Origin of the sequence: Providencia sp. PROV141, assembly GCF_028481645.1 — a bacterium.
Lineage (GTDB): Bacteria > Pseudomonadota > Gammaproteobacteria > Enterobacterales > Enterobacteriaceae > Providencia > Providencia rettgeri.
Genome location: NZ_JAMPPR010000014.1, coordinates 364,919 through 391,016, shown reverse-complemented (window position 1 = coordinate 391,016; position 26,098 = coordinate 364,919). Strand labels below are relative to the sequence as shown.

22 protein-coding genes and 1 pseudogene are annotated in these 26,098 nt (G+C 41.3%); 13 read left to right on the top strand and 10 right to left on the bottom strand.

What is annotated here, in order from left to right; translation table 11 throughout:
• Window positions 1-207: 207 nt before the first annotated feature.
• The 5 genes from PSF09_RS10440 to PSF09_RS10420 are packed head-to-tail and all read left to right on the top strand — an operon-like array spanning window position 208 to window position 5,693.
• The gene (locus tag PSF09_RS10440) at window positions 208-1,125 is read left to right on the top strand and encodes a GNAT family N-acetyltransferase (RefSeq protein WP_272665984.1); all 918 of its coding nucleotides are present in this window, start codon (window positions 208-210) and stop codon (window positions 1,123-1,125) included.
• Between the two features lie 27 nt (window positions 1,126-1,152).
• Window positions 1,153-2,403: an MFS transporter gene (locus PSF09_RS10435; RefSeq protein ID WP_272665983.1), complete on the top strand. Its 1,251-nt coding sequence runs from the start codon at window positions 1,153-1,155 to the stop codon at window positions 2,401-2,403.
• Between the two features lies 1 nt (window position 2,404).
• On the top strand, window positions 2,405-3,481 hold the full coding sequence (locus PSF09_RS10430) for a Gfo/Idh/MocA family protein (RefSeq protein WP_272683862.1): 1,077 nt from the start codon (window positions 2,405-2,407) through the stop codon (window positions 3,479-3,481).
• Entirely contained in the window at window positions 3,478-4,542 is a 1,065-nt protein-coding gene (locus PSF09_RS10425; protein ID WP_272665981.1) for a sugar phosphate isomerase/epimerase family protein, read from the top strand. The genes PSF09_RS10430 and PSF09_RS10425 overlap by 4 nt, the downstream gene beginning before the upstream one ends.
• Window positions 4,543-4,553: 11 nt before the next feature.
• Window positions 4,554-5,693: a Gfo/Idh/MocA family protein gene (locus tag PSF09_RS10420; RefSeq protein ID WP_272683861.1), complete on the top strand. Its 1,140-nt coding sequence runs from the start codon at window positions 4,554-4,556 to the stop codon at window positions 5,691-5,693.
• A 312-nt stretch (window positions 5,694-6,005) separates the two neighbouring features.
• Here the strand turns inward: PSF09_RS10420 and PSF09_RS10415 are convergent, their stop codons facing one another.
• The 9 genes and pseudogenes from PSF09_RS10415 to allD all read right to left on the bottom strand — a co-directional run bounded on the left by PSF09_RS10415 (window position 6,006) and on the right by allD (window position 15,554).
• Window positions 6,006-6,338 (bottom strand): DMT family transporter, encoded by a 333-nt coding sequence (locus tag PSF09_RS10415; RefSeq protein WP_371021498.1) that lies wholly within the window; start codon window positions 6,336-6,338, stop codon window positions 6,006-6,008.
• A gap of 81 nt (window positions 6,339-6,419) precedes the next feature.
• Complete coding sequence (locus tag PSF09_RS10410) at window positions 6,420-7,730, bottom strand: HdeD family acid-resistance protein (RefSeq protein ID WP_272665979.1); 1,311 nt, start codon at window positions 7,728-7,730, stop codon at window positions 6,420-6,422.
• A 27-nt stretch (window positions 7,731-7,757) separates the two neighbouring features.
• The gene (locus PSF09_RS10405) at window positions 7,758-9,032 is read right to left on the bottom strand and encodes an MASE1 domain-containing protein (protein WP_272665978.1); all 1,275 of its coding nucleotides are present in this window, start codon (window positions 9,030-9,032) and stop codon (window positions 7,758-7,760) included.
• A gap of 550 nt (window positions 9,033-9,582) precedes the next feature.
• Window positions 9,583-9,912: pseudogene (locus PSF09_RS10400) on the bottom strand (DUF932 domain-containing protein); the annotation flags it as partial.
• A 630-nt stretch (window positions 9,913-10,542) separates the two neighbouring features.
• Entirely contained in the window at window positions 10,543-11,424 is an 882-nt protein-coding gene (locus tag PSF09_RS10395; RefSeq protein ID WP_272683860.1) for an aspartate/glutamate racemase family protein, read from the bottom strand.
• Between the two features lie 35 nt (window positions 11,425-11,459).
• Window positions 11,460-12,038: a 2-oxo-4-hydroxy-4-carboxy-5-ureidoimidazoline decarboxylase gene (gene uraD / locus PSF09_RS10390; protein WP_228367522.1), complete on the bottom strand. Its 579-nt coding sequence runs from the start codon at window positions 12,036-12,038 to the stop codon at window positions 11,460-11,462.
• Window positions 12,039-12,195: 157 nt separating this feature from the next.
• A complete protein-coding gene (allE, locus tag PSF09_RS10385; protein ID WP_004261565.1) occupies window positions 12,196-12,981 on the bottom strand; it encodes a (S)-ureidoglycine aminohydrolase in 786 nt (261 codons plus the stop codon).
• Between the two features lie 58 nt (window positions 12,982-13,039).
• Entirely contained in the window at window positions 13,040-14,272 is a 1,233-nt protein-coding gene (gene allC / locus PSF09_RS10380) for an allantoate deiminase (protein WP_112307246.1), read from the bottom strand.
• Window positions 14,273-14,507: 235 nt separating this feature from the next.
• A complete protein-coding gene (allD, locus tag PSF09_RS10375; protein ID WP_004261559.1) occupies window positions 14,508-15,554 on the bottom strand; it encodes an ureidoglycolate dehydrogenase in 1,047 nt (348 codons plus the stop codon).
• Between the two features lie 358 nt (window positions 15,555-15,912).
• Here allD and fdrA point away from each other — a divergent pair, with 358 nt between their 5' ends.
• From fdrA to PSF09_RS10350, 5 genes are read left to right on the top strand one after another with little or no spacing between them, the layout of a single operon-like run.
• Window positions 15,913-17,583, top strand: a complete 1,671-nt coding sequence (gene fdrA, locus PSF09_RS10370; RefSeq protein ID WP_036958432.1) for an acyl-CoA synthetase FdrA — start codon at window positions 15,913-15,915, stop codon at window positions 17,581-17,583.
• A gap of 10 nt (window positions 17,584-17,593) precedes the next feature.
• On the top strand, window positions 17,594-18,859 hold the full coding sequence (locus PSF09_RS10365; RefSeq protein ID WP_094962122.1) for a DUF1116 domain-containing protein: 1,266 nt from the start codon (window positions 17,594-17,596) through the stop codon (window positions 18,857-18,859).
• Window positions 18,860-18,891: 32 nt separating this feature from the next.
• Window positions 18,892-19,704, top strand: a complete 813-nt coding sequence (locus tag PSF09_RS10360) for a DUF2877 domain-containing protein (RefSeq protein ID WP_104872850.1) — start codon at window positions 18,892-18,894, stop codon at window positions 19,702-19,704.
• 25 nt (window positions 19,705-19,729) lie between these two features.
• Window positions 19,730-20,632 carry a carbamate kinase gene (locus PSF09_RS10355; protein ID WP_104872849.1) on the top strand — a complete coding sequence of 301 codons (903 nt, stop codon included), beginning with the start codon at window positions 19,730-19,732 and terminating at the stop codon, window positions 20,630-20,632.
• A 33-nt stretch (window positions 20,633-20,665) separates the two neighbouring features.
• A complete protein-coding gene (locus PSF09_RS10350) occupies window positions 20,666-21,502 on the top strand; it encodes an aldo/keto reductase (protein ID WP_004261547.1) in 837 nt (278 codons plus the stop codon).
• Window positions 21,503-21,513: 11 nt separating this feature from the next.
• On the opposite strand, the gene allS is transcribed toward PSF09_RS10350, so the two are convergent.
• A complete protein-coding gene (allS, locus tag PSF09_RS10345) occupies window positions 21,514-22,440 on the bottom strand; it encodes an HTH-type transcriptional activator AllS (RefSeq protein WP_196719142.1) in 927 nt (308 codons plus the stop codon).
• Between the two features lie 324 nt (window positions 22,441-22,764).
• Between allS and PSF09_RS10340 the strand changes: the two genes are divergently transcribed.
• From PSF09_RS10340 to gcl, 3 genes are all read left to right on the top strand, one after another.
• A complete protein-coding gene (locus PSF09_RS10340; RefSeq protein ID WP_004261541.1) occupies window positions 22,765-23,250 on the top strand; it encodes an ureidoglycolate lyase in 486 nt (161 codons plus the stop codon).
• A 74-nt stretch (window positions 23,251-23,324) separates the two neighbouring features.
• Window positions 23,325-24,134: an IclR family transcriptional regulator domain-containing protein gene (locus PSF09_RS10335; protein WP_094962123.1), complete on the top strand. Its 810-nt coding sequence runs from the start codon at window positions 23,325-23,327 to the stop codon at window positions 24,132-24,134.
• Window positions 24,135-24,311: 177 nt separating this feature from the next.
• Entirely contained in the window at window positions 24,312-26,093 is a 1,782-nt protein-coding gene (gene gcl / locus PSF09_RS10330; RefSeq protein ID WP_004261535.1) for a glyoxylate carboligase, read from the top strand.
• Window positions 26,094-26,098: the final 5 nt, after the last annotated feature.

Sequence of the window (26,098 nt, the reverse complement as noted above, 5' to 3'; positions counted from 1 at the left end):
TTGATACAAGCAACTTGTGATGCAGATTGCAAATTTACCTTTTAGGTCATTATTGAACCATTCAGCTAGTTGCTGAAAGAAACAATTTGGCTATATTTTATAAATGAAATCGATTTCAGTAAAAATGTAATCGATTTCATTTTGGGATCTAGCTGCCATTTAGCAAAAAGCCTCATTTTATAAACAATAAAACATGAGAGGTAATGAATGGATATACAACTACAGCTTGCGAAATACACTGATCGGAATGAAGTCGCGCATTTGATTTATCACTCAACGAATGTCTGGTATCAGCAACATGGCTTAGGCGCAATATTTCAGTCTGCGCCTGAAGAGTGCCACTTATTTGTTGATGTATACCAACAACTTGATCCTGACTACCACTGGGTAGCCCGTGATCCACAACTTAATATTCTTGGCTCGTGTTTTTTTCACCCACGTGAAACCCATTTGGGCCTTGGGATTATGAATGTCCATCCCGATGCATTCGGACAGGGTATTGCAAAGAAATTATTGTCCAAAGCGGATGAATTAGCAGGAAATTTACCCATTCGCTTAATTTCAAGTGCCCTGAATTTAGACTCTTATTCTCTTTATCGCCGTGGCGGTTTTACACCTTACGCAATATACCAAGACATGGTGATTTCAGTACCCGAGCAAGGCGTAAATCTCCCTCGTTTGACCGAAGGAATTGTACGAGATGCTCGAACCGAAGACTTACCAGCTATTTTACAATTGGAAGCGGATTTATTGGGTATTAGTCGTCAGCGGGATATTGAATATTTTTTGAATGACACCAGCGGGTTATGGCGAATTGCAGTCTGGGAGCATAACCAGCGCATTGAAGGTTATCTTGCCTCTATCGCACATCCCGCATCGAGGATGTTAGGGCCCGGCTGCAGCTATCGTGATGAGGTAGCGCTGGATTTACTCGGTTGGATGTTAGACAAACATCATCGTGGTGCGATGCCAGTCGTTTTAGTTCCCGTAGAGCGAAATGCACTGTGCCAAGCACTATTGCGATGGGGCGGTCGAATTTGTGAATTACATCTTGCGCAAGCCAAAGGTTATGCGCAGAAACCAAGCGGCGTGGTTATGCCGTCCTTTTTACCTGAAAGTGGCTAATAAAAAATAGAAATTATTGGGGGTCTTATGGGTACAAATAGTCTCGCTCAAGGCGGTAAAAATACTGCCCATGTATGGGTAGTACCGCGATTGGCGTTAATGATGTTCCTTCAATTTTTTGTGTGGGGGGCATGGTATGTCACGCTAGGGGTTGTCATGGGGAAATATGGTTTATCAGCAATTATTGGTGATGCCTATTCGACAGGGCCTATCGCCTCTATTTTATCTCCTTTTGTACTAGGGATGGTGGTTGACCGTTTCTTTGCATCACAAAAAGTGCTTGGTGTACTGCATCTCATCGGTGCCGCTTTATTATGGATGATCCCAAGTTACTTTACGGGGGATCATAGTGGTCTGTTATGGATAATCTTTGGTTATATGCTTTGCTATATGCCAACTATTGCTCTTAGTAACAACGTTGCCTTTTATAGTTTACCGAACAGTGAGAAAGCGTTCCCAGTTGTGCGTGCATTCGGTACATTCGGTTGGATTGTCGCGGGGTTGATTGTCGGTTCAACAGGGTTATCAGATAGTACAGAAATTTTCACCTTGGCGGCAGCGGCTTCGTTGGTACTGGCGATTTACAGCTTTACATTACCACACACGCCAGCACCAGAACGAGGTAAGCCCGTAGCAATGCGCGACTTGTTATGTGCGGATGCGTTTGCCATGCTCAAGCAACGTCATTTTTTAGTTTTCATCATTTGCGCAATGCTGATCTCCATCCCATTGGCGGCTTATTATGCCTATGCGGCGCCATTTGTTGCAGCGACAGGGTTTACTAACGTTGGTGGCGTGATGTCTTTAGGGCAGATGTCAGAACTGTTCTTTATGTTATTGATACCTTTCTTCTTTGCGCGTCTTGGCATTAAAGTGATGTTACTCATTGGGATGCTGTCTTGGTGCTTACGTTATGTCATGTTTGCCTTAGGGATCGCTGAAGAACTGCGCTGGATGATTTATATCGGCATTTTCTTACATGGTATGTGTTATGACTTCTTCTTCGTTATTGGTTTTATCTATACAGACAAAGTTGCTGGTGAGAAAGTAAAAGGGCAGGCGCAGAGCTTGCTGGTTTTGTTCACCTATGGCGTGGGGATGTTAATTGGTTCACAAATCAGTGGCATGCTGTTTAATAGCATTGTTACAACGGAAGGTGCAGCGGCTCTGCCACAATGGCAAAGTTTCTGGTGGTACCCAGCGATAGGTGCGTTACTGATAGCCGCATTGTTCTTCTTCACGTTCAATTATAAAGAAAAGCCGGTGGAGGGGAAATAAGATGGCTAATTTACGCGTCTTAGTCGTTGGTTGCGGCAATATGGGAGCCTCTCATGCAGAGGCTTACCACCGAATGGAAGGGGTTGATATCTGCGGGCTGGTGGCTCGTGGCCATTCAAAAAACACTCTCAATGAACATTTAGGTGGTGAATATGCCACGTTTGATAATTACGAACAGGCATTAAAAGCAACGCAACCAGATGCGGTTTGCTTAACGACATACCCTGATACGCATGAAGCTTATGCATTGCTAGCACTCAAGGCTGGCTGTCATGTGTTTATTGAAAAGCCGTTAGCCACTACGGTTGAAGGGGCCAAGCGTGTCATTGCTGCGGCTAAACAAGCCCATCGACAAGTGGTGGTCGGTTATATTTTGCGTCATCACCCATCGTGGCAACAATTCATTCATCTAGCTCATGAGCTGGGTAAGCCATTAGTGATGAGAATGAATTTGAATCAACAAAGCCATGGGCAGATGTGGAATGTACACCGTAACCTGATGCAATCACTATCACCGATAGTTGACTGCGGCGTTCATTATTTAGATGTGATGTGCCAAATGACTCAAGCTCAACCAGTGAGTGTCAGCGCTATTGGCGCAAGATTGACCGATGAATTACCAGATAATATGTATAACTATGGTCAATTACAGGTTCGTTTTGATGATGGCTCAGTGGGTTGGTATGAGGCGGGTTGGGGGCCAATGATCAGCGAAACGGCGTATTTTATCAAAGATGTCATAGGCCCTCGCGGTGCGGTTTCGATAATGGCTCGGCATGGAGAAGGAAATAGTGACAATGTTGATGGGCACACACGCACTGACTCTTTACGTATTCACTATGCGGAGCTTGATAAAAACAATGCCTTTAAGCATCCCGACCGTTGGGTTGACTGCCAAGACGAGCCAGACCATTTGGCGCTGTGCCTAAGTGAACAACATTATTTTATTCAAGCGATTACGGAACAATTTTCATTAGAACAGCATCTACAAGACGCACTCAATAGCTTGCGAATTGTTCTTGCTGCGGATGAAGCTGTGCGTACACAGCGCACCGTGATTTTAGGGAGTGAGTCATGAAAACAATCCAAGGCCCCGGTATCTTTCTGGCACAATTTATTGGCGAAAAAGCCCCTTTTAACTCATTAGAAGGCCTCGCTGAATGGGCATCAAGCCTAGGTTTTACCCATATCCAAGTGCCAACGATCGACCCACATATCTTTGATTTAGATTTGGCAGCCACAAGCCAAACTTATTGCGATGAGCTGGTTGCCATGTTACAGCAATATGGTATTCAGATCAGTGAGTTATCGACTCATATACAAGGCCAATTAATTGCGGTACATCCAGCGTATGACACGGTTTTTGATGGTTTTGCCCCTGTGAGCGTCAGAGGCAATCCTCAAAAGCGCCAGCAATGGGCGGCAGAGCAACTCATCAAAGCGGCAAAAACCTCGCAGCGCCTAAAGCTAACTACGCACGTGACTTTCTCAGGCGCGCTGGCGTGGCCTTATTTTTACCCTTGGCCACCCCACAATGCACAGCTATTTGATGAAGCATTTGCTGAACTTGCGTTGCGTTGGTTGCCTATTCTGAATGTGTTTGACGAGTGTGGCGTCGATGTATGTTACGAGTTACATCCAGGGGAGGACTTACACGACGGTGTGACATTTGAGCGTTTTCTCGGCCTTGTCGATAACCACCCACGTTGCCATATTCTCTACGATCCAAGCCATTTATTGCTCCAGCAGATGGATTATCTTGCGTTTATTGATTGCTATCACCAACGCATTCGCGCATTTCATGTCAAAGATGCGGAATATTCACCAAATGGCCGAAGCGGTGTCTATGGCGGCTATCAATCATGGGTTGAGCGCGCAGGGCGTTTTCGTTCGTTAGGGGATGGCCAGATTGATTTTGTCTCTATTTTCAGCAAATTAACCCAGTACGGTTTTTCCGGTGTTGCCACAATGGAATGGGAGTGTTGCCTTAAATCTCCAGATGCCGGGGCGAAAGAGGGAGCTGATTTTATCACCAATCATATTATTCCAGTGGTTGATCATGCCTTTGATGATTTTGCAGCGGTAGATACTAATCTTCAACAAATCAAAGCATTACTTGGGATCGTGAGTGATAAATAAAGGATAAGGCGATGAGACTAAAGTTGGGAATGGTTGGAGGCGGCGAAGGTGCATTTATTGGTGCTGTGCATCGATTAGCAGCTCGTATGGATGATGAGTTTGAGTTAGTCGCGGGCGCGTTTTCTTCAAACGAGCAAAATTGTCAACGTACAGGGCAACGGTTACATCTTGCTCCTGAACGTAGTTACGCCAGCTATCAGCAAATGGCGCAAAGCGAGACGGCACGTGATGATGGTATTGATGTGGTTGCGATTGTTACGCCTAATCACCTGCATGCCCCTATTGCCGTTGAATTTTTGCGTTCAGGTATCGACGTGATCTGTGATAAACCATTGTGTACATCATACTCAGAAGCTTTGCAGCTTGCCGATGTTGTGCGAGAAACGGGTAGGCAACTGATTCTCACGCATAATTACAGTGCTTATCCGCTAATTCGCGAAGCGCGCAGCCGGATATTGGCAGGTGAACTAGGCGAAATTCGTTATATTGAAGTGGAGTATTTGCAGCAGTGGCTAGCAACACGATTAGAGGAAACTGAAAACAAGCAGGCGAGCTGGCGTACCGATCCACAAAAAGCGGGAGCGGGCTGTATCGGTGATATCGGTACTCATGCGTGGCAGTTAGCTTCATTTGTCACAGGGATGCTACCAGAGGCCATTTGTGCTGAACTCACATCAATGATCCCTGGAAGAGTGCTAGATGATGATGTGCGTGTGCAAATGCGTTATCACAACGGAGCAAAAGGGCGTCTATGGGCGAGCCAAGTGGCCTGTGGTGAAGAAAACGGGTTGAGACTGCGCATATATGGCAGTCAAGGGAGTCTTTCATTTTCCCAAGAAAATCCTAACCAGTTATGGTTAAAACCATTTGATTCACCCATGTTTTGTGTGACTCGGGGATCAATGTCTCAATGGGCGGAAAACCGTGCGATGTCAAGGGTTCCGGCCGGGCATCCTGAGGGATATTTAGAAGGTTTTGCTCAGGTTTATCGTGAGGCGGCAACTCGTTTACGCGAGGGTAGCGGCGCATCACCGTTATTACCAGGTATTGAAACTGGCCTACAGGGAATGGCATTTATTGATGCCGCAAAACGTAGCCATGATAACAGCGGCCAATGGATTGATTTTACGCAATATCGTTGCTCATCATAATCTCTGCAATAAATGGTCTGAGGCTAATGAGTTGGTATAATCTCGTTAATTACAGCTACAGCCTCTGTGTAATATCAGAGGCTGTAATAATGATTTTTTTCTTTGTAATACGGATAGGCAAAAGCATCGGGGGGAGTGAACCGGAAAGCTATACTACGTGATAGCATCAGTTAAAAGGAGAGGCATTCTCTCCTAGTGATGTTACACCACCAGCATGGTGTAACAAAAAGTGTTTCAATGTCGGTATGTATCTTGTTACGTGTGCAACTTAATGTCGTTATTTAATCTATTCTCGTTGAATAATTTCGACACTCAATGAGTAATTGATTTAGAGAACAACTGGATAATAACAATTCCCAGTGCAATGCATGCTAGACCAATTAATGCTGGAAAATCAAGTTTTTGTTTATAAACAAAAAATGATAATGCTGAAACAAGAAATATTCCCGCTCCAGCCCATATCGCATAGGCGATACCAATATTCATACTTTTTACAACTTGGGATAATCCATAAAAAGAAATGGCATAACCAATAACGACAATAATACTGGGTACCAACTTAGTAAACCCATCAGACGCCTTCATCATGGTTGTCGCGGTTGTTTCAGCTATGATAGACACCATTAAGATTGCGTACACTTTCAGCATAAAAACCTCTTTAACTTATTTAGCAAACATTCCAAAATGACAATTTTAAACGATGTTTGAGATAAAAATACCTAATGGCTATGAAACTCTACGCCTAAGTAAGCGTTTATACCAAGGGACTGGAACTGGGTGTACAATAGCCCGCAAAGCACGTGCATAATCCATAATTAATCCAGGGGTCCATGCCATCATCAGTGCACGCCGACGAATTTGAGCCGCAATCCATAATTCTGGCATACAAAGTACATTTAATATTCCGATAAAATCACTTCTCTTTTGCATAGACAAAACACCATCTAATGCAGCTTCTAAACCATATGCAACACTGCTGGAACAGTTTTGGTATGTTAGGTTATAAATAGGATACTGGCGATATTTTTCCCAAAAACTCAATAAAGAAGCATAATTATAAACATTGAAAACAATCTGTCTGTCAGATTCACACCATTCTGATGCTTCAGCTTGATAATTAGGCAAGAAACGCCCTGGAACGTTATTATCAGCGGTTGCTTTTAGTAGCCTGAAAAATTCTGAAGGAGAGCGATCAATATCTTCTTCAGGGTATAAGCTGATATAGAGGTGCGGATAGAGTTCTAGAGATGCATGCCCCGTAGAGATTACTCCCTCAGAATCAACAGCCGCAATATAACGATTAATAATTGGCCGTGGTACAGGGCGTTGGTTCGCGGAGCCTTCGGGGGTCCAGATATGAACAGTCAAAATAGTATCTTGTTCAGTTTCTCTATTTAAAGGGGAAGATTGTAGGCTCTCTGTTATTGGTCGCATTGCTCCTTTTTTCTTAAACGACACAGGTAAAGGACGCATCAGTTCAAATATAGATGTTCCTCGTTGGATATGACGGGCTCGAAATGCTAACTTCAGGCATCCAAATCCACTTCCTATCATCAAAAAGCCAATGAAAAAAGAAATTGTTGCTTGGTGATGGGTAAACAAAAAAAAGGCAAACAGCATTTCAATGACGCCCCATAATAGGATTAATTGCCATCCAGGAAAACGTACGATCCAAGCTGATGCAACAACAAATAATCCGGTAATAAAAAAAACAAAACCGAACATCGCTGACAATAATACATTGCTATATGTTTGATTAATTAAGATAACCAATGCACAGAACAAAAATAGACCACCTTTAAAGAAAAGTATCGTTTTTTGTGTTCCAATTCCGCTTGAAGCGACACTTAAAGTGATCAGACTTTCAAGTAACAGTAGAATACCAAACAAATGTATTGGAAAAAAAAGAATACCATCAACACCATCAATGAAAATAAATATACCAATAAAACACCAAAGGAGCCCAATCCCCCAGAGGTAATGTGCTTTTCCTCTGATAAATTCGGCACCGAAAAGTAATAATGCAATTTGTAGCATCACTTATCCTTTGTTATTACATCAATTTTAGGATACTTCACCCAAAATAAACCAATTCCCAACAATCATTACTGGCTTGTTATGACTAAAAATAACACTTCCACGATCTTCTATATTCCACCAACGACCTTCTTTATCTTTCAGACAAAAGGTTATTATTGGAAGAGTGGTCTGAGCTTGCTCTTGTTCCCAATGTCGAGCGAGTTTTTCTCGGTCGTCAGGGTGAATAGATTCCATAATTTGCCTTAAATCGGAAAGGGGTATTAAATCAGCCTTCGGATATGAACAATCTGTGCTTCCCCATTCTATACCACCATTATCTAGATTAAGTTGATATACTAGGTGCTGCGGTTTATAAGCTCCTTGTGTGTCATCAATTCTATGAGTACTTCGAGCGACAACTCGTAAAAAAACCATTAATAATGATATTACGGTCAAATATCCCTGTATTAACCACAGTGACTCATGGCGAAATAGGCCATGAAGATAAAAAGGTCCATGCTGATTACGCGTGTAATAGATTGTAATAGTGGCAAGTATTAATAGTGCTATTGATCCTCCTCTGTTTCCCCACAGCATAGACAGGGTAACAGCAAGCAAAATAGGGATACAGAGTAGCGATAATTTAGCAGTATTACGATGATGATGAAAATAGGAATGGTATACCTGTATCGCAGTATCATTGAATATTAATATAGTGCTAATAATAAGAAGAATAAAAACAATACTTCCCCAAACTATATTAATTTTGAAAGAAGGCACCACCTTTTTGAAATGGGTATTAATTAGCCCCATAATCACTGTTGTCGCAAAGATATTGCCAGTAATATCAGCAATAAAACCATCCCAAAAAATATCATTAAGTGATGTATTATCAAGCCAATACAAACTGATAGAAAATAGAACTGCATCTGCAAAACTGACAATTATTGTTGCCGATAGCCATAACAATATTAGTTGCAGATCATCTCCTCGCTGAGCATACCTACGGACAATCCAAGCAATAGCAATACAAGAAAGTACTGCTAGAGCGGCATATATAAGTGAAAGGGTGATTTGCTCACTATCAAAGCCATTCAGAATCAAGTTTAATACAATGAAGCCAACCAGTAATGGTAGCCATTGGCGTTTGTGCATACATAAAAAAGCGGTTGTTGCGACCCCCGCAGGAAACCAAACAACAGAAATATCTGAATTCTCTGGTGTAAGTATTTCGGAGATTTCACCTGTTACGTAATAAAGTAATAGCCATCCTATTATTACGATTAACGTGGTTTTATTTGATAGTAAAGATGTTTTCATAGTTTATTTCAGGTTATGCATCATAAAGTTATGTTTGGCCTTATCTTAACGCGTAAAGGTCTACATCATTTCTCTTTTCAAAAAATATCAAAATGATATCTTGAGGTATAGCTATTATTATATTTTTTCCTGTATTTTTAGACACTTTTTATTTTATTATGAGTTCGGCGCTGTAGGTACTTCAATGAACATTACGCACCTAGAAAAAGCCAATAGCACACCTAATCTAAATTTCTTAAAAATAAAACACGGCTTGTTGTTTTCATAGACAGCTATTCGTGAAAGATACCCACGTCATATAAAGCAGTAGCCGAGCAATAATGGCAAAAATTGAGCGTGTCCACCACAATTAAAAATAGCTAACAAGAGTTAGGTATTTTTTAGACATTACCATGAGATAACACTATAAAAATACTAAAATAAGTATCTGACAGCAAATACAACTTCTTGAGATTTAAGGTGTGCTTTTATTTGCTCGTCTTGTAAGCCTCGAGTATTAGCAAATCGGTTCATGCCACTTTCGATTTTACCTAGAGCTACATAACAATACATCGCCGCACATCAAACTGTTAGAGCATACTGCCTTAAAAAATCCCGGCAACATCTGATAGCTGCTTGAGCCATTATGGCTGTTAAGTAGGATAATTTCAGTGACTTGTATGCCTGTAATTTGGTCATGTCGCCGAAGTCGTAACATATGTTTGGTGTGCTCTCGGCGGCTGACATCACGCCTCCGAGTTTGGCAAGCAAAGAACGGATAAAAGCCTTCTTTTTGCAGGCTGTCTAACAAGGTGATGGTTGGAATGTAAGTATAACGTTCACTGCAAGAATCGTGTTTTTCTTCAGAAAATACACTCGGTACAGTACGGAATAACTCTTTAAACCTGTTGTCCTATCACTGACCCACCAAATTTGGTGGGCTGGCGGAGTCTGAATTCGTCGCTTAACTAAATGATTTTATAGTGCTAATGTTCAATTCAACTTTTCAAAAGTGCCTAATAAGGTACCTAAAAATGAATTAGTTTATTTCTTGAGTCTATGATTACTTAAATTCACGTAAAAAACTATATTTTTTTCGGTTAGCTTTAAATAAGGTATAATTTTTCATATTGGAAATATTCATAGTGGCTGTAATACTATTAATTTTCTAATAACCTTCAAGGTTTATTCATTATTGGCTCTTGTATAAAACATAATGGATGTTGTTCAGGATATGAATAATGTTGTTTAAAACCTAGAATAACATCCTTGGTTCTTACGGTATTGAATATTATTGGCCATAATTTAAATTAACCAGAAACTTTAACTTATTGATAATTAATGTGAAATGTGGATTTTACTGAAGGTAAATTATAATTAGTCTATTAGAAATTAAACTAAAAAAGGCCCACATGCCTAATGCGGGCCATAATATTTTTCGGTTAACATAAGTTTTAATATCCATCTTCATTAATTGAGACGTATTCATATAGATATTAATAGTACCTTCGATAAATTCATTGGTGTAATTTTAACTAATCTGTTGTTTTTTTAAAAGAAAATCAGAAAGTTCTGGTGATAAATTTTGGCTGCCCATTTTAGGTGATGGCGTTTGCTGGTTACGATTTGGCTGGGGAACGTACTTTGCTAGAGTGAGTGCCGTTGAAATGGTTACTGCGAGATTATCAATCAGTGGAACACTTACTCGCTCATGAAGGATTGCGGGGAAACCTGCGAGTGCAGCTCCCCCCAAAATGACACAGGATGCCCCATCTTTTTGTGCACAGGTATCGCTGAGTTTCACTATCATTTCATAAGCTTTATCTGGATTGTTAACGATTTCTGCACCTGTCATTGAAACAGTTCTCACGGAAGCTAACCGGTTTGCTAGGCCAAAATTTTCAACTTGTTTTTCCAAAATAGGCTTCCATTTTTCGCCTCCCGAGAGAATTGAAAATTTACGTCCAAATAGCAGGGCAGTGGACAGAGATGCTTCGAGTAAGCCGATGACTGGAAAAGGCACCATCTCTTGTAAAATAGAGGCTTCGCCGCAGCCGAAACCAGCAATAATCGCGGCATCAAATTGTGCGTCTTTTTTAAGTTGTTTAGCCATCATATCAATGAGTGAATGCATTGCGATACCGATAGCAACCTCGCTGCCGATATAGTCAGGCCCAAAACTGGATGTTAGCCCAACAACCTCGACATTATCTCCTGCAGCTTTACGTGTTTCAGAGACGATGAGCTGAGTAAATTTCTCAGAAGTATTTGGATTAAGGACTAATAAACGTATTTTTTTCATTAAATTATTGGCCGTTGAGTCGGTAGATGCGATAGTTTTTTGGGTAACCGCTATAGTCGCTAAAGCCGATGCTCCGAGTATAAAATTTCTACGGCTGCTATTCATATTCATTTGAACTGTCCTTAGTTGAAATAACATAAATGTGATTATTGAACGGTATCTAATAAACGAAATAGGACAATCTTGTATTCTTGCTGTAAGGCAATTTTAAATTCTAGATCTCTGGTATTATTGATTCTGGTTTTAAGAGAAGAGAAAATTTGTTGTTTAGAGGCTTTTTTAACGGCCAATAAAAAAGGGAAACCAAATTTTTCATTATATTCTTTATTTAATTTAGCTAGTTCTTTGGCCTCTTCCTCTGTGCATTCATTGAGCCCAGCACCTGATTGTTCCCCTTGTGATAAGGCTGCGATGTTATTATTGCGCAAATTTTTGCACGCTAATTGAGGATGAGATTTAATGAGCTCTAATTGTTTCTCTGCTCCCGATTTTTCAACCACATTAACAAGATCAATATACATATTAACAAACCCAGTAAAAGGGCGTTTAGAGGCACTCTCGACAATAGGCCACGTTGTATCTTCAAAAATATTCGAGAATGTTTTTTCGTAATCATTAACACTCATTTTATTTACTTCATCAATATTATAAACTTGACTGGCAGTTACATAGTGTGCAGAAAGTAACAAAGGCAAAGAAATTAAAGCGCATTTAATTAATTTCATATCTATTCCTTTATATAATGGTAAAGTTGATTTTAATTTTAAAGAAATCAAAGGCATTATTTATTAATGCCTTTGATTGCGAGTGAGACTATTCTGTTTTCTTACAATTCAAATAATTTAGAATATAGATAATGAATTGCAAAATAGTTATTTGAAATTATAGTTCAATATCACGGTTACAATCTTTAGAATAAATATAGCTAAATTCTTCGTCGCCAACAGCATAACCTGCTTGCAGTGCATATGATGCCATAAAAATATAATCGCCTTTCTTGACAGGAACCCAATCATTATCGAGGTTATACATACCTTTACCCGATAATATTAACGCACCATGTTCTTGATAATGGGTTTCGATATAACCGTGGCTAGCACCTGGTTGGAAGGTTAGAATATGGATATTCATATCAAAACCAAGGTCTTTAGGTAATAAGTCTTGTAAATGAACGTTGTGCATTCCTTCATAATCAATTTTAGGAAGCTCATTGACGTTACCACAAACCACGTGTGCTTTATGGCCCTCTGTTGGTTCATAAACGCGTTTGTATAAAAATATTTGTGAAGGGTTACCCTTGTTATTATTTTTAAAGCGCATGGTGACACCCGCTGGGCAATACAGGTAACCACCTTGGGTTAATTTATGTTCATCTTTATCAGAATAAGCAATTAGTTCGCCTTCAATGACATAAATAATACATTCAATTTTACCGCCACCAAAACCCGCTAAGTTACCACCTTCATTGAATAAGGTTCCGACGTAGTCAACAAAGCTAGCTCCTAATTTTGGGGTGGATAAAATTGTCATATTACAGTCAGTAAAACCGGGAATGATATTACAAACAACCCCGTTAGGTGGAATGATGGCATAATTATCTTTTTTGATAATTGCACGTGACGCCAAAATATCATTTGGGTAGCCAATTTGATTATCTAAATAACCCATTTTAACCTCTCCTAAGTAATTTCATTATTTGTTGTTTTGGCTATATGTTGCAGAACATCTATTCCAGATAGGCCAATTTATATAAAACTTCCGTCAGTAATTTCACTCCTTCAGCGAGATCGCTTAATGTAGTGGCTTCCGCAGGATTATGGCTGATCCCTTTAATGCTGGGAACGAACATCATGACGGTTGGAACAATAGGGGCAAATATTTGTGAGTCATGGCCAGCACCACTGTGCATGACTTTATAGCTATATTGATTTTCATCACAAATTTTTTTTACGAAAGTAACTAGCTGCTCATCCATTGGAATTGGTGCTTCGTCCATCCAGAGGTCGATTTTTACCTCAATACCCATTTCAGCGCAAATTCGTTGAATATCGTTCTCTATCATAGCGGTGAATTCAACTAGCGTTGCTTTATCGGTATGGCGACAATCAATCGTAAAATCAGTTTGGCCTGGGACCACATTCACCGTATTTGGGTGGGGAACTACTCGACCAAACGTGAGTACTAATGGGTCACCATACTGTTTGGCTTTTTCAGTGGATTCATAGCAAATACGGCTGAAGGCACAGATAGTATCTTTACGATACCCCATTGGCGTTGTGCCTGCGTGATTGGCTTCACCTTTTAAGGTTATATTGTAACGACGTTGACCAACAATGCTATTCACAACGCCAATTGTAATATGTTCACGTTCAAGAACGTTACCTTGTTCAATATGTAATTCAACAAAGGTTTTAATATCACTGCGAGGTTTTTGGTTGGCGGGGCGAAATTTAAAACCAGCTTGCGACATTGCGTCGACAAAATTGACCCCTTCAGCATCTGAAATATGTTTAACGTCTTCCTTTTTGGCGATACCGACAATATTTTTGCTACCCCAGTACACGTAAGGGAAGCGGCTACCTTCTTCTTCCGCTAAGGAAACAACCTCTAATGTTCTGAGTGGCTGGCCATATGTTTTTTGCAGATAATCTAAAGCTATAAAGGCGGCTTCAATTCCGAATTGCCCGTCTAGATTTCCACCATTAATAACGGTATCGATATGTGATCCTGATAAAATCACTTGATCTGGATATTTACGGCCCTTGAGTTGACCAAACAGATTGCCAATATCATCGTAATAGGCATATAGACCTGAACTTTCGAATGCATTTTTTAACGCTTTTTGTGCACTAACCCATTCTTGAGTATAAAGCAGGCGCGTCATGCCATTATTTTCTACCGCGCCGTGTTGAGACAGCCAATTTGAAGTTTCTTTAACTTCTTTTGTAAAGTCCTTCATATTCATACCACCTAGTGATTTTTATACTGTGTGCTGTAGCAACAAAACAGTTTGTGTTGTCACTAAAGCGCGATATTTGTTTTCATAGGCAAAAGAAAATAATTAATGGTTCTACTGTATCTTTGTTATATTTGGCAAGGAACCCCTAATCTCTTATTTATCGAGTGATTAGGGGTAGAACGATGCAATAAATATTGGCAGGAGATCCGATTAATCATCGTATTTCCGTATTTATTTAGCTGGCAAATGGTGATTTATTGTCATAGGATTTTTGGTAAATATCATCAGAAACCAAATAATCATAAATTTCATCGACAATATCGATACCATTTACTTCACTTTGTTTTTCTCTTGCTAAGCTATTTTGTCCTGGGAATTGAACCTTATCGAAGCCTGGAGCAGGCTTAACGGCATTGAGTTCATTCATGACTTGAGTGATGTGTTTGCGGAACATCACAGGATCAGTAAAATAAGCAGGGTTGATAACAATATGTAATTGGCCCAGCTCTCTTCCTTGCGTTAAATCGTGGTACATGGAACTGACGTGTTTACCAAAAGGCAGTCCAAGTAATACACCGGAGAGAATATCGACCATCATCATCAAGCCATAACCTTTAGGCCCTGCAATTGGGACTAATGCCGTTACTGCAAATGGATCTGTTGTTGGGTTACCGTCTTTATCTACAGCCCAAGTATCTGGAATTTTTGCATTTTTTGAACGAGCATCTAACACTTTGCCCCAGGCTTGTACGGTAGTCGCCATATCAAAAGTGATATTATCTGTTTCACCCGGCGCTGAGAATGCGATAGGGTTAGTACCATAGTAGGTTTCAGCACCACCATAAGGAACCACCATCGGGTCTGACTGACAAACTGAAATACCTATCATGCCAGCACTAGAAGCCTGTTGAACAAAATAAGATAATGAGCCGCTGTGACCTATACGGCGCACTCCTACCACTGCAATCCCATTTTCTTCTGCCATTTTAATGGCTTCGTCCATACTCAGTTTTGCAGCAACGTGGCCTGCGCCGTTATCACCGTCAAAGACAGCACTACAAGGACCTGTTTTATCAAAAGTAAAATTAGGTGAGTTATTTGTGCCACCTTTCGAAATGCGCTCTGCATAATATTCGACACGCACTGCACCGTGGGAGTGAATACCCTTTGCATCGGCATGGACAAGAACATCAGAAACGATATCAGCATGATCTTTAGATAATCCTGCTGCATGGATTTTATTAGCGATGAGCTGATGGAGTTTTTCTTTAGAAACTTTCATACATAAATAACCCTTTAGTGTTTTCGAAGTTTAATAAAACTCTTTGCTGATACCAATGTAACAACTAAATTATCTATAAATGTGATCTAGATTATTTTTATTTGATTTTATAAAAAATTATGCAAATAGCCCCTTAATTATTAGAACGAATCTAATAGTTTTAAATTTGGTGTTTTTTCTTTTAATGTCCAGTGTATTTTAAAGGAATTTCTAACAATATATAAAGTGTGAGCATTCTCAACTTATTTGTAAGGTTTATTTGTAATTTTATTTTTCAATAAATGCCTATTTACTTTTTCATCTCATATATTGAGTAAATAAAACTTCAATTAATAAAAGTTGTTTAAAGGATGTCACTATGATCCATGCTTTCATAAAAAAAGGGAGCTTCCAAGATTCAGTGAGCTTAATGCTGATATCTCGAAAACTAAGTGAATCTCCAAATGTTTCAGAAATCTCCGTCATGATGGGAACACCAGCAAATAAGTCGTTACTTGATGCGACCGGATTTTGGCATTCATCCTTTGATGAAGCAACACCGAATGATATCTGTGTTGCGATTAAAACTGAATCTGCAGATACCGTTATTGTTGATGAAATTGCACAAGCGCTGGATGAATCACTCAAAGCATTGGCTCAAGGACAGCAGCAAACGGGGAAAAAACTCCAGCGTGTTCGTAGTTGGCGAATGGCCAAGAATAAGCTTCCAAATGCCAATGTTGTATTAGTTTCTATTGCAGGGGAGTTTGCCGCAGAGCTGGCTGACCAAGCATTAGATGATGGCTGTAACGTCATGATGTTCTCCGATAATGTGTCGCAAGCGGATGAGCGTAGATTAAAACTGAAAGCAAGCGAACGTGGTCTGATAGTGATGGGACCAGACTGCGGTACGGCTTACTTAGCCGGGGCACCATTAGCGTTTTCTAACGTAGCACCACAAGGAAACATCGGCATTATTGGGGCATCGGGAACTGGTATTCAAGAGCTGATATCTCAAATTACGCTTGCGGGACAAGGTATCACCAATGCGATTGGATTAGGTGGTCGTGATTTAACGGCGGAAATTGGTGGAGTCAGTGCCATGACCGCCATTGAATTACTCGCATCTGATCCGCAGAGTGATGTTATCGCCTTTGTTTCTAAGCCTCCAGCCAAAGAAATCCGTAGCAAAGTGATTGATAAGCTTAAGGCTCAAGGAAAACCAGTTGTCGCATTATTCCTCGGGACAAAACCCGAAATCAAACAGGATGGAAATTTATACTTTACTGAAACATTGGATGAAACTGCACGTGTTGCGGCCATGCTTGGCCGTGTTGAAAAAGCAGCAGCATTTCAACCGCAAGCAAAGGGCAAGAAAATTTCAGGCCTATATGCTGGGGGGACACTCGCGGCTGAGTGCGCAATGTTATTGGCAGAAAAATTAGGACTGCAAACAGACGCAGCTCACGATCAGGGAATGATGCTTAATCAAGATGGCCACAGAATTATTGATTTAGGTGATGACTTTTATACACAAGGCAAGCCTCACCCAATGATTGACCCTTCTACTCGCAACCAGCAAATTGCTGCGTTTGCTCAGAAAAATGATGTTGGGGTGTTATTGCTGGATGTGGTTATTGGTTACGGTGCTCAAATAGATTCCGCGCAAACACTAGCCAAAGAAATCAAAGCATTAAGAGAAAGTCGTCCAAGTAGCTCACCGATTGCGGTTATCGCTACCGTGACGGGGACTGAGCAAGATCCTCAAGTGCGCTCCGAACAAATCGCTTATCTAGAAGAGGCCGGTATTGCGGTGATGAATTCACTGCCTGAAGCGGTGACGCTGGCATGCAATATTATCTCTCCACCTGTGATTGTATTCCCCCAAAAAGAACAAGATATCCTGCAAAGCGTTTCGGTCATTAACGCGGGCGTACGCAGCTTTGCGGATGACTTACAAGCCAATGATATTCCAGTTGTTCACTACCAGTGGGCTCCAGTCGCTGGTGGGAATAAAAAATTAGCTAATATTCTGAAAAAATTGAAATAAGGGTTTGGATATGTACTCAACGATTGAAGAAGCAAATACCGCAGTAATTGAACGTATTCGTGCCGCTCGTCCTTTTTGGCAAAGTGTTGAACCTGCAAAAGATCTCATCCCAACTTTGCAACAAGGCAAAAAATTACTGCATGCGGGCCCACCTGTAACTTGGGAAGAAATGAGTGGTCCAGTGCGTGGTGCTTGTATCGGTGCGTGTTTATTCGAGAAATGGGCCGATAATGAAGATCAAGCACTTAACCTATTGAATAATGGCGAGATTGAATTTATTCCTTGTCACAGTGTAAAAGCAGTGGGGCCAATGGGGGGAATTACTTCCGCCAACATGCCTATGTTAGTTGTCAAGAATATGACCCATGGCAACGTTGCATACTGCAACATGAATGAAGGAATCGGTAAAGTCATGCGTTTTGGGGCATATGGTGAAGATGTGCAAGTACGTCATCGCTGGATGCGTGATTCATTAGGTCCTGTTCTGAAAAAAACCTTACAAACGTTAGAAAATGGCATTGATTTAACGGCGGTGATGGCACAAGGCATTACCATGGGTGATGAATTCCACCAACGCAACATTGCCACTTCAGCATTGTTATTAAGACAACTGGCACCAATCATGAGTGCGCTGGATATCGATAAAACTGAACTTCAGCAAGTGATGCAATTTTTAAGTATCACAGACCAATTTTTCCTCAATCTTGCAATGGCTTACTGCAAATCGGCGATGGATGCTGGCGCTGAAATTCAGCATGGCACCATTGTGACCGTATTAACGCGTAATGGTAAAAACTTTGGTGTGAAAATCAGCGGTATGGGTGATCAGTGGTTTACTGCGCCAGTTAACACACCGGAAGGTCTCTTTTTCTCAGGTTACAGCCAAGCTGATGCCAACCCAGATATTGGTGACAGCGCAATCACTGAGGCGTTCGGTATCGGCGGTGCAGCGATGGTAGCAGCACCGGGTGTTACACGTTTTGTTGGTGCAAGTGGTGGTATGAGCGCCGCATTAGATGTGTCTGAGGAAATGACTGAAATTTACTTAGAACACAACATGATGCTGCAAATTCCGACTTGGGATTTCCAAGGCGCGTGTATTGGGCTGGATGCGCGTAGAGTCGTTGAAACGGGTATAACACCGCTCATCAATACAGGGATCGCACATAAAGAAGCAGGGATTGGTCAGATTGGTGCGGGTACGGTAAGAGCACCACTGGCTTGCTTTGAAAAAGCGATTGTTGCGCTAGCTGAAAAAATGGGTATCAGCGAATAAATCGATAATTTTCACTCTGAAGGAGTTTAAAAATGATCATGCAAGCACTGTCCGTTAGCGCTCACTTACCTAAAGAAACAGGAATATTGAATTGCGTTGGACGCTTTAATCATGCACTTAATTTTGTCACTCCTTCAGGTGAATTATTGACATTACATCGCTATGGTCGAGGATTAAGCCCAATGGGCTGGATGGTCTCTGATACTGATTTTCAAGCTATTTTTAATGATGAGAATGAGTTTGTTGAGTATAAAAACGATCGATTGGTCAGCCCTAACTGGCAACTCATTGCGCCAAAAGAACACTTATCGCTCAAGTTGGTGCCACAAAAACTCCCTGATGGAACGTTTACAGCGCTATGGGATATCTTAAGGCAATCGAAAGCGAAAAGTGGTTTACACGGCAGTTTGAGTGAAGCGACAACCGGCCCATTATGTCGAGAGCTAAAAGAATTAAAAGCAAACTATCAACGATACCTTCAAGGTGAACGTATTGATTGGCAGTCGATAATTGGAAGAGGGCCGGGGTTAACACCAAGCTTTGATGATATCTTAATAGGTATGCTATTGGTCACCTTTCTTAATCCAGAGATTGACAGCGACAGCTTACCAAACTTTTTTCAAGATACTCCTTCTTTAGGGTCATTAACGACTCTGGTCAGTGTGAACTATTTACGTTTTGCTTCCCAGGGCATCTTTTCTACTCCACTACAAACATTAGCAACTGCGTTAGTGCAGCCGATGAAATTATCACAGGCGGTTCGCTTGCTGCTTCAGGTCGGCCATTTTTCTGGTGCGGATACGTTAATAGGCGTGTGGTTAGCGGGTATGGATGAAATGGGTTAACGTTCGCGAATAAACAAGGACAAACATGGAAACTATTGTTATCGCCTTAGGTGGCAATGCATTACTGCAGCGTGGAGAAGTGCTTTCCGCTGAAAATCAATACCAAGCTATCGCATCGATTGCGGGTACTTTGGGGCAACTTGCACAAAAATATCGTGTGGTGATTGTACATGGCAATGGGCCTCAAGTCGGGCTATTGGCCTTGCAAAATTTAGCTTATACCGATGTTCCTGCTTATCCTTTGGATATTTTAGTGGCCGAAAGTCAGGGAATGATTGGATATATGCTGATGCAAGAACTGGGACGCAAGCACCCTAAACAGCCAGTAGCAACGCTGCTCACTCGTGTTGAAGTTGATAGCAATGACCCTGCTTATCAAAACCCCACTAAATACATTGGCCCTGTGTATGACAAGCAGGAAAAAGAAAGCTTAGAAGCTGAGCTAGGTTGGGCGATTAAACCCGATGGCAAATATTATCGTCGGGTTGTTCCATCTCCTCAACCTAAAGCCATTCTGGAAATTGATGCCATCAAATGCTTATTAGATCAAAAGCATATTGTCATCTGTAATGGTGGCGGTGGTGTTCCTGTTATTCAGCAGGATAATGGATTTTGTGGGAGTGAGGTGGTTATCGATAAAGATTTATCCTCCGCACTATTAGCAGAAGTGCTTGAGTCTGACCACCTAATTATTCTAACCGATGCGGATGCCGTCTATCGGAATTGGGGAACTCCTGAGCAAAGCGTGATTAGATGCGCAACGGTAGCAGAGGTTGCCCCTATGGCAATTGATGATGGTTCTATGGGACCGAAATTGATGGCGGTCAGCCGTTTTGTACAGCGTTCTGGTAAACCTGCTTATATTGGTGCGTTAAAGCAAATAGATGCTATCTTGAAAGGAGAGGCAGGCACTAGAATTATACCATAGTGATTAATTGCTTTGATAATCAAGGAAGTATTAATGAAAAACGTTTCATTTGGTCATGATGTTTTACCCGCAATTGGCATGGGTAGTTGGAATTTGGGGCAGCAGCGGAAAAGTGCAAAAGAAGAAATTGAAGCGATACAAGCAGGCCTTGATGTAGGCTTAAAATTAATTGATAGCGCTGAAATGTATGGCAATGGGGCTTCTGAACAGTTAATTGGTAAAGCAATTTCAGGACGACGCGATGAAACGTTTTTAGTATCAAAAGTTTATCCCTTCAATGCCGGAGGTAAAGCATTAGTTAATGCTTGTGAGGCATCTTTACGCCGGTTAAAAACGGATAGGCTTGATCTTTACTTGCTGCATTGGGCTGGCGATATTCCTCTCGAAGAGACTATTAATGGTTTCGAAAAACTGCAATCTGCTGGGAAAATTCGTTATTGGGGAATATCTAACTTTGATATCAATGAACTGCAAGATATGTACGATCACCTCGCGGGTGGACGTTATTGTGCGACAAATCAGGTGCTATATAACCTTGGTAGCCGCGGTATTGATTATTCATTACTTAACTGGTGTCGGCATAAAAAAATGCCATTAATGGCTTATTCACCACTCGGCAGCGGCAATCAATTACTTAGACATCCAACGTTGAAGATGATTGCGCAAAAATATCAGGTCGTGCCAGCAACGGTTGCATTAGCGTGGGTGATCCGTGGCGATGGGATCGTTGCTATTCCTGAGTCAGGTAGCAGGGCGCATATGTTGCAAAATGCGCACGCTTGCCAGTTAGTATTAGACAACGACGATATTGCTTTATTGGATGAAAGCTTTCCACCGCCAACACATAAGCAATATCTGGATATTTTGTAATTCATTCAACGTTATTTTGTTGCTGGGTCAATTGGGCTCAGCAAGCTTTGGATGATGGGATCGCGCAGTTTGAACAGTTTCACGACCGTTTTTAATACTTCCCCTTGCTGATTGCTATTCCAAGCTAAGGATAAGGGGGACGGTCTTCTAGGCCTTTTTATTGATTTCTCAATCAGTTGTTGGTTTTGAATATAGGGTTTGCAAATAGAGGCAGGTAAAAAGCCGATCCCCGTTCCTTTTAGGTGACAGAGTACTTTGGTTTTCATATCAGGCACTTTGATTTCTCGTTGGCCTGATAATAGCCATGCAGTGCGTTTGGATAAAACTTGCGAGGTATCTTCCACATTGATAGTCGGGTAACAACGCAGTTGTTCATCGCTAAGAATACCATCAATAGAGGCAAGTGGGTGTTGATTGGCAACTGCAAAGACCCAATTGATTTTGCCTAAAAACAAGGTATTCATGTCGCTGTCCAATGATTCAGAACCTGGGACACCGATTGCAATATCACATTTGTTACTGAGTAGGGCATCCCATACCCCCATATACACTTGCCGAGTGATATTAAGGCGGGTGAAAGGAAAGCGCTCGGTTAGGTGTTGGAGTAGGTCAGCGACGGCATTTGGCTCATAGAGTAAGTTATTAATTGCAATCGTAATTTCTTGCTCGACACCTTCATTAATCAGCCGTAACTGATTTGGCATATTACTTAACCAGTTATACCATTCGCGGCAATGTTCAAGGAGATATTCCCCCGCAGATGTTAGGTTAACGGTTCGTGTCGTTCGAGTGAAAAGCTGGACTCCAACATATTCTTCTAAGATTTTGATCCGGTAACTGATAGTTGCAGTACTTTTGTAGAGTTGTTTTGCGGCTTGAGAAAAGCTCTGACACTGCGCAACAGTGATAAAGGTTGTCATCGTTTCTTGATCTAACATGTTTGTATCTCCCTAAAGTCAAAGGAAAAACCAATTTATAATATTTTTTAGATCTGCATTTTGTTTCACGTCATCCATTAAGTAGGCTTCATCATAATTGAAAGTGATAAGTATAAATTCTGGAGAATTGTTAGTAATTATTATCTTACTGAATATTAAGGAATTATATATAAAATAAAATGAAAAACTGTGACCTGTGATTTTTTATGGAAAAATTTTCCAAAAAATGATGTTAAATGTAATACAACCTGATAAACTGATTTTGTCATGTAGGTGGTTGTACAAAATAGTGGCTTAAAATTTTTAGTGTGTTAGGAGAAAATAATGGAACTTGTTCTATCTGATCTGACACCGGAAGCGTTTGCCCCCTATGGAGACGTCATCCAAGTTGAAGGATCTGAATTTTTTCATATCAATGATGGTACGACAGAACGTTATCATGCTTTAGGTAAGGCAGAGATTACAGATGCAAGTCCCGTTCTGATGAGTATTAGCCGTTCAGAACCTATTGATATGCCAATGAATGTTAAGCTTTTAGAAAAGCATCCGCTTTCCAGCCAAGCTTTTATCCCAATGAATGGTGAGCGTTTCATTGTGGTGGTTGCTGAGCCAGGGGATGATATCCCAGTTGATACCTTACGAGCATTTATCACCAATGGTAAGCAGGGTGTAAACTATCACCGTGATGTTTGGCATCATCCGATTTATGCATTTCAATCACAAACGGATTTTTTAACGGTAGATAGAGGCGGTGCTGACAATTGTGTCGTTAAGGATCTCCCTGAGCCTTGTCAAATAGTTTTTCCTTAACTACTCTATTGGGCAATAAGGGCTAGGTAATATAATTCCTTTCTGCCGATAGCAAACATAAAAGGTAAAAATAAATGACTGAACCACGCACAAAAGGAAGACCACAGACAGATAAAAGTTCGCCAAAAGGTGCGCAAGCACTTGAGCGCGGGTTAGATATTCTTCAATTTCTGGCTAACTCAGGTGGTAGCTCATCAGTCTCTGTTTTATCTGAGCAGTTAGGTTTGCCTTTATCAACGACATTTCGCTTGCTGAAAGTCCTTGAGCAATCAGAGTTTATTTTTCAAGACTCACAGCTTGGCTGGTGGCATATCGGTCTGCAATCATTCACAGTTGGGGCCACATATATGAATGATAGGGACGTCGTATCAGTTGCTGGGCCATTTATGCGCAGGCTAATGTTGCTATCAGGGGAAACGGCAAACTTGGCTATTCGTAATAATTTAGATGCTGTTTTAATTCGCCAATGCGAATGTCATGCGTTAGTGAGAATGTGTGCACCGTTGGGGAGTCGTTTACCATTACATGCATCAGGGGCTGGGAAGGCATTATTGTTCCCACTTGATGAAGAGGAAATGTTAGAGCTTGTCACACGCTCTGGTTTACAAGAATTCACCCCTAAAACTATCACCAGCATTAATGTGTTGAGAAAGGCGTTAGGGCATTATCAAGAACTGGGTTATGTCATTGATAATGAAGAACATGCTCTGGGTCTTAATTGTTTAGCGGCACCTATATTTGATCGTAATAATTCAGTGATAGCAGCAATATCTATTTCGGGCCCTAGTGCAAGGGTAACTGAAGAACGTTTTACTGAGCTAGGGGAACTGGTTCGTGACGTTGCTGCGGATATCAGCGCGGCATTAGGTGAGCGCCAATCATAAAGACCAGAGATCAGCGGGTGTTAATCATCCGCTAAAAAGAGGCTATTTAACAGGTGGTTAGCAGGTGATCAATGAGCTGACCAACCAACGAGTACAGAATACATAGATAATCCGTTTTTAAAACGGTTTTTTTAGACAAAAAATAAAGTTGGAAAAATTTTCCAAATAGGAGTTGTTATGGCTAAGATGCGCGCAGTTGATGCTGCAATGTATGTACTGGAAAAAGAAGGGATCACAACCGCATTCGGTGTTCCTGGAGCCGCAATAAACCCATTCTATAGTGCGATGCGTAAGCATGGTGGAATCAAACACTATCTTGCTCGTCACGTAGAAGGTGCTTCTCATATGGCTGAGGGATACACGAGAGCAAATCCGGGTAACATTGGAATGTGTCTTGGTACATCAGGTCCTGCGGGAACGGATATGATCACAGCATTATATTCCGCCTCTGCTGATTCAATTCCTATTTTGTGCATTACAGGCCAAGCACCAAGAGCTAAATTGCATAAAGAAGATTTCCAAGCAGTCGATATCGAGTCTATCGCAAAACCGGTCACCAAAATGGCTACAACGGTGTTAGAGCCCGCATTGGTTCCTCGAGTATTGCAGCAAGCTTTTCATTTAATGCGTTCTGGTCGTCCTGGACCCGTATTAATTGACCTACCTTTTGATGTGCAAGTCGCTGAAATTGAGTTTGACCCAGAGACTTATGAACCATTACCTGCTTACAAGCCAGCGGCAACAGTTGCTCAGGTTGATAAAACACTGGATATGTTATTCGCGTCGAAAAAGCCACTGATTATCTCCGGTGGCGGCGTTATTAACGCGGACGCGGCAGATAAGCTGCAAGAGTTAGCTGAAATCTGTAACGTGCCAGTCATTCCAACTTTAATGGGTTGGGGAACTATCCCTGATGACCACAAATTAATGGCAGGTATGGTGGGCTTACAAACGGCTCACCGTTATGGAAATGCCACTTTATTAGAATCTGATTTCTTATTAGGCGTCGGTAACCGCTGGGCGAACCGACACACTGGTTCTGTAGAAAAATATGTTGGTGACCGTAAAACAGTACATATTGATATCGAGCCTACACAAATTGGCCGTATTTTCTGCCCTGATTTAGGGATTGTCTCCGATGCTAAAGCGGCGTTAGCGCTCTTGGTTGAGCGAGCAAAAGCACGTAAACAAGCGGGGGCTTTACCTGATTACAGCAAATGGGTAGATGAGTGCCAAGCGCGTAAACGTACTCTGTTACGTAAAACGCATTTTGACAATGTACCTGTGAAGCCACAGCGTGTTTATGAGGAAATGAACAAAACATTTGGCCGCGATGTTTGCTATGTCACAACCATTGGTTTATCGCAAATTGCAGCCGCTCAAATGTTGCATATCTTTAAACCGCGTCACTGGATCAACTGCGGTCAAGCGGGCCCATTAGGTTGGACTTTACCTGCTGCATTAGGGGTATGTGCCGCTGATCCTAAACGTAAGGTCGTTGCCGTATCAGGGGATTATGACTTCCAATTTATGATTGAAGAATTGGCGGTCGGGGCTCAGTTCAAATTGCCATATATCCATGTATTAGTGAACAACGCTTACTTAGGTCTGATCCGTCAATCACAACGTGGCTTTGATATGGATTATTGCGTCCAGCTTTCCTTTGAAAATATCAATAATGATGCCATTGGTGAATACGGTGTTGATCACGTCAAAGTGGTTGAAGGCTTAGGTTGTAAAGCTATTCGTGTCTTTAAACCAGAAGATATTGCGCCAGCATTCAAACAAGCTGAAAAACTCATGAAAGAATTCAGTGTGCCTGTTGTTGTGGAAATCATTCTAGAGCGCGTCACAAATATCTCCATGGGAACCGAGTTGGATAATGTGACTGAATTCGAAGAGATAGCAACTTCTGAAGCCGATGCGCCAACCGCGACCGCATTTTATCAATATAAATAAGGATG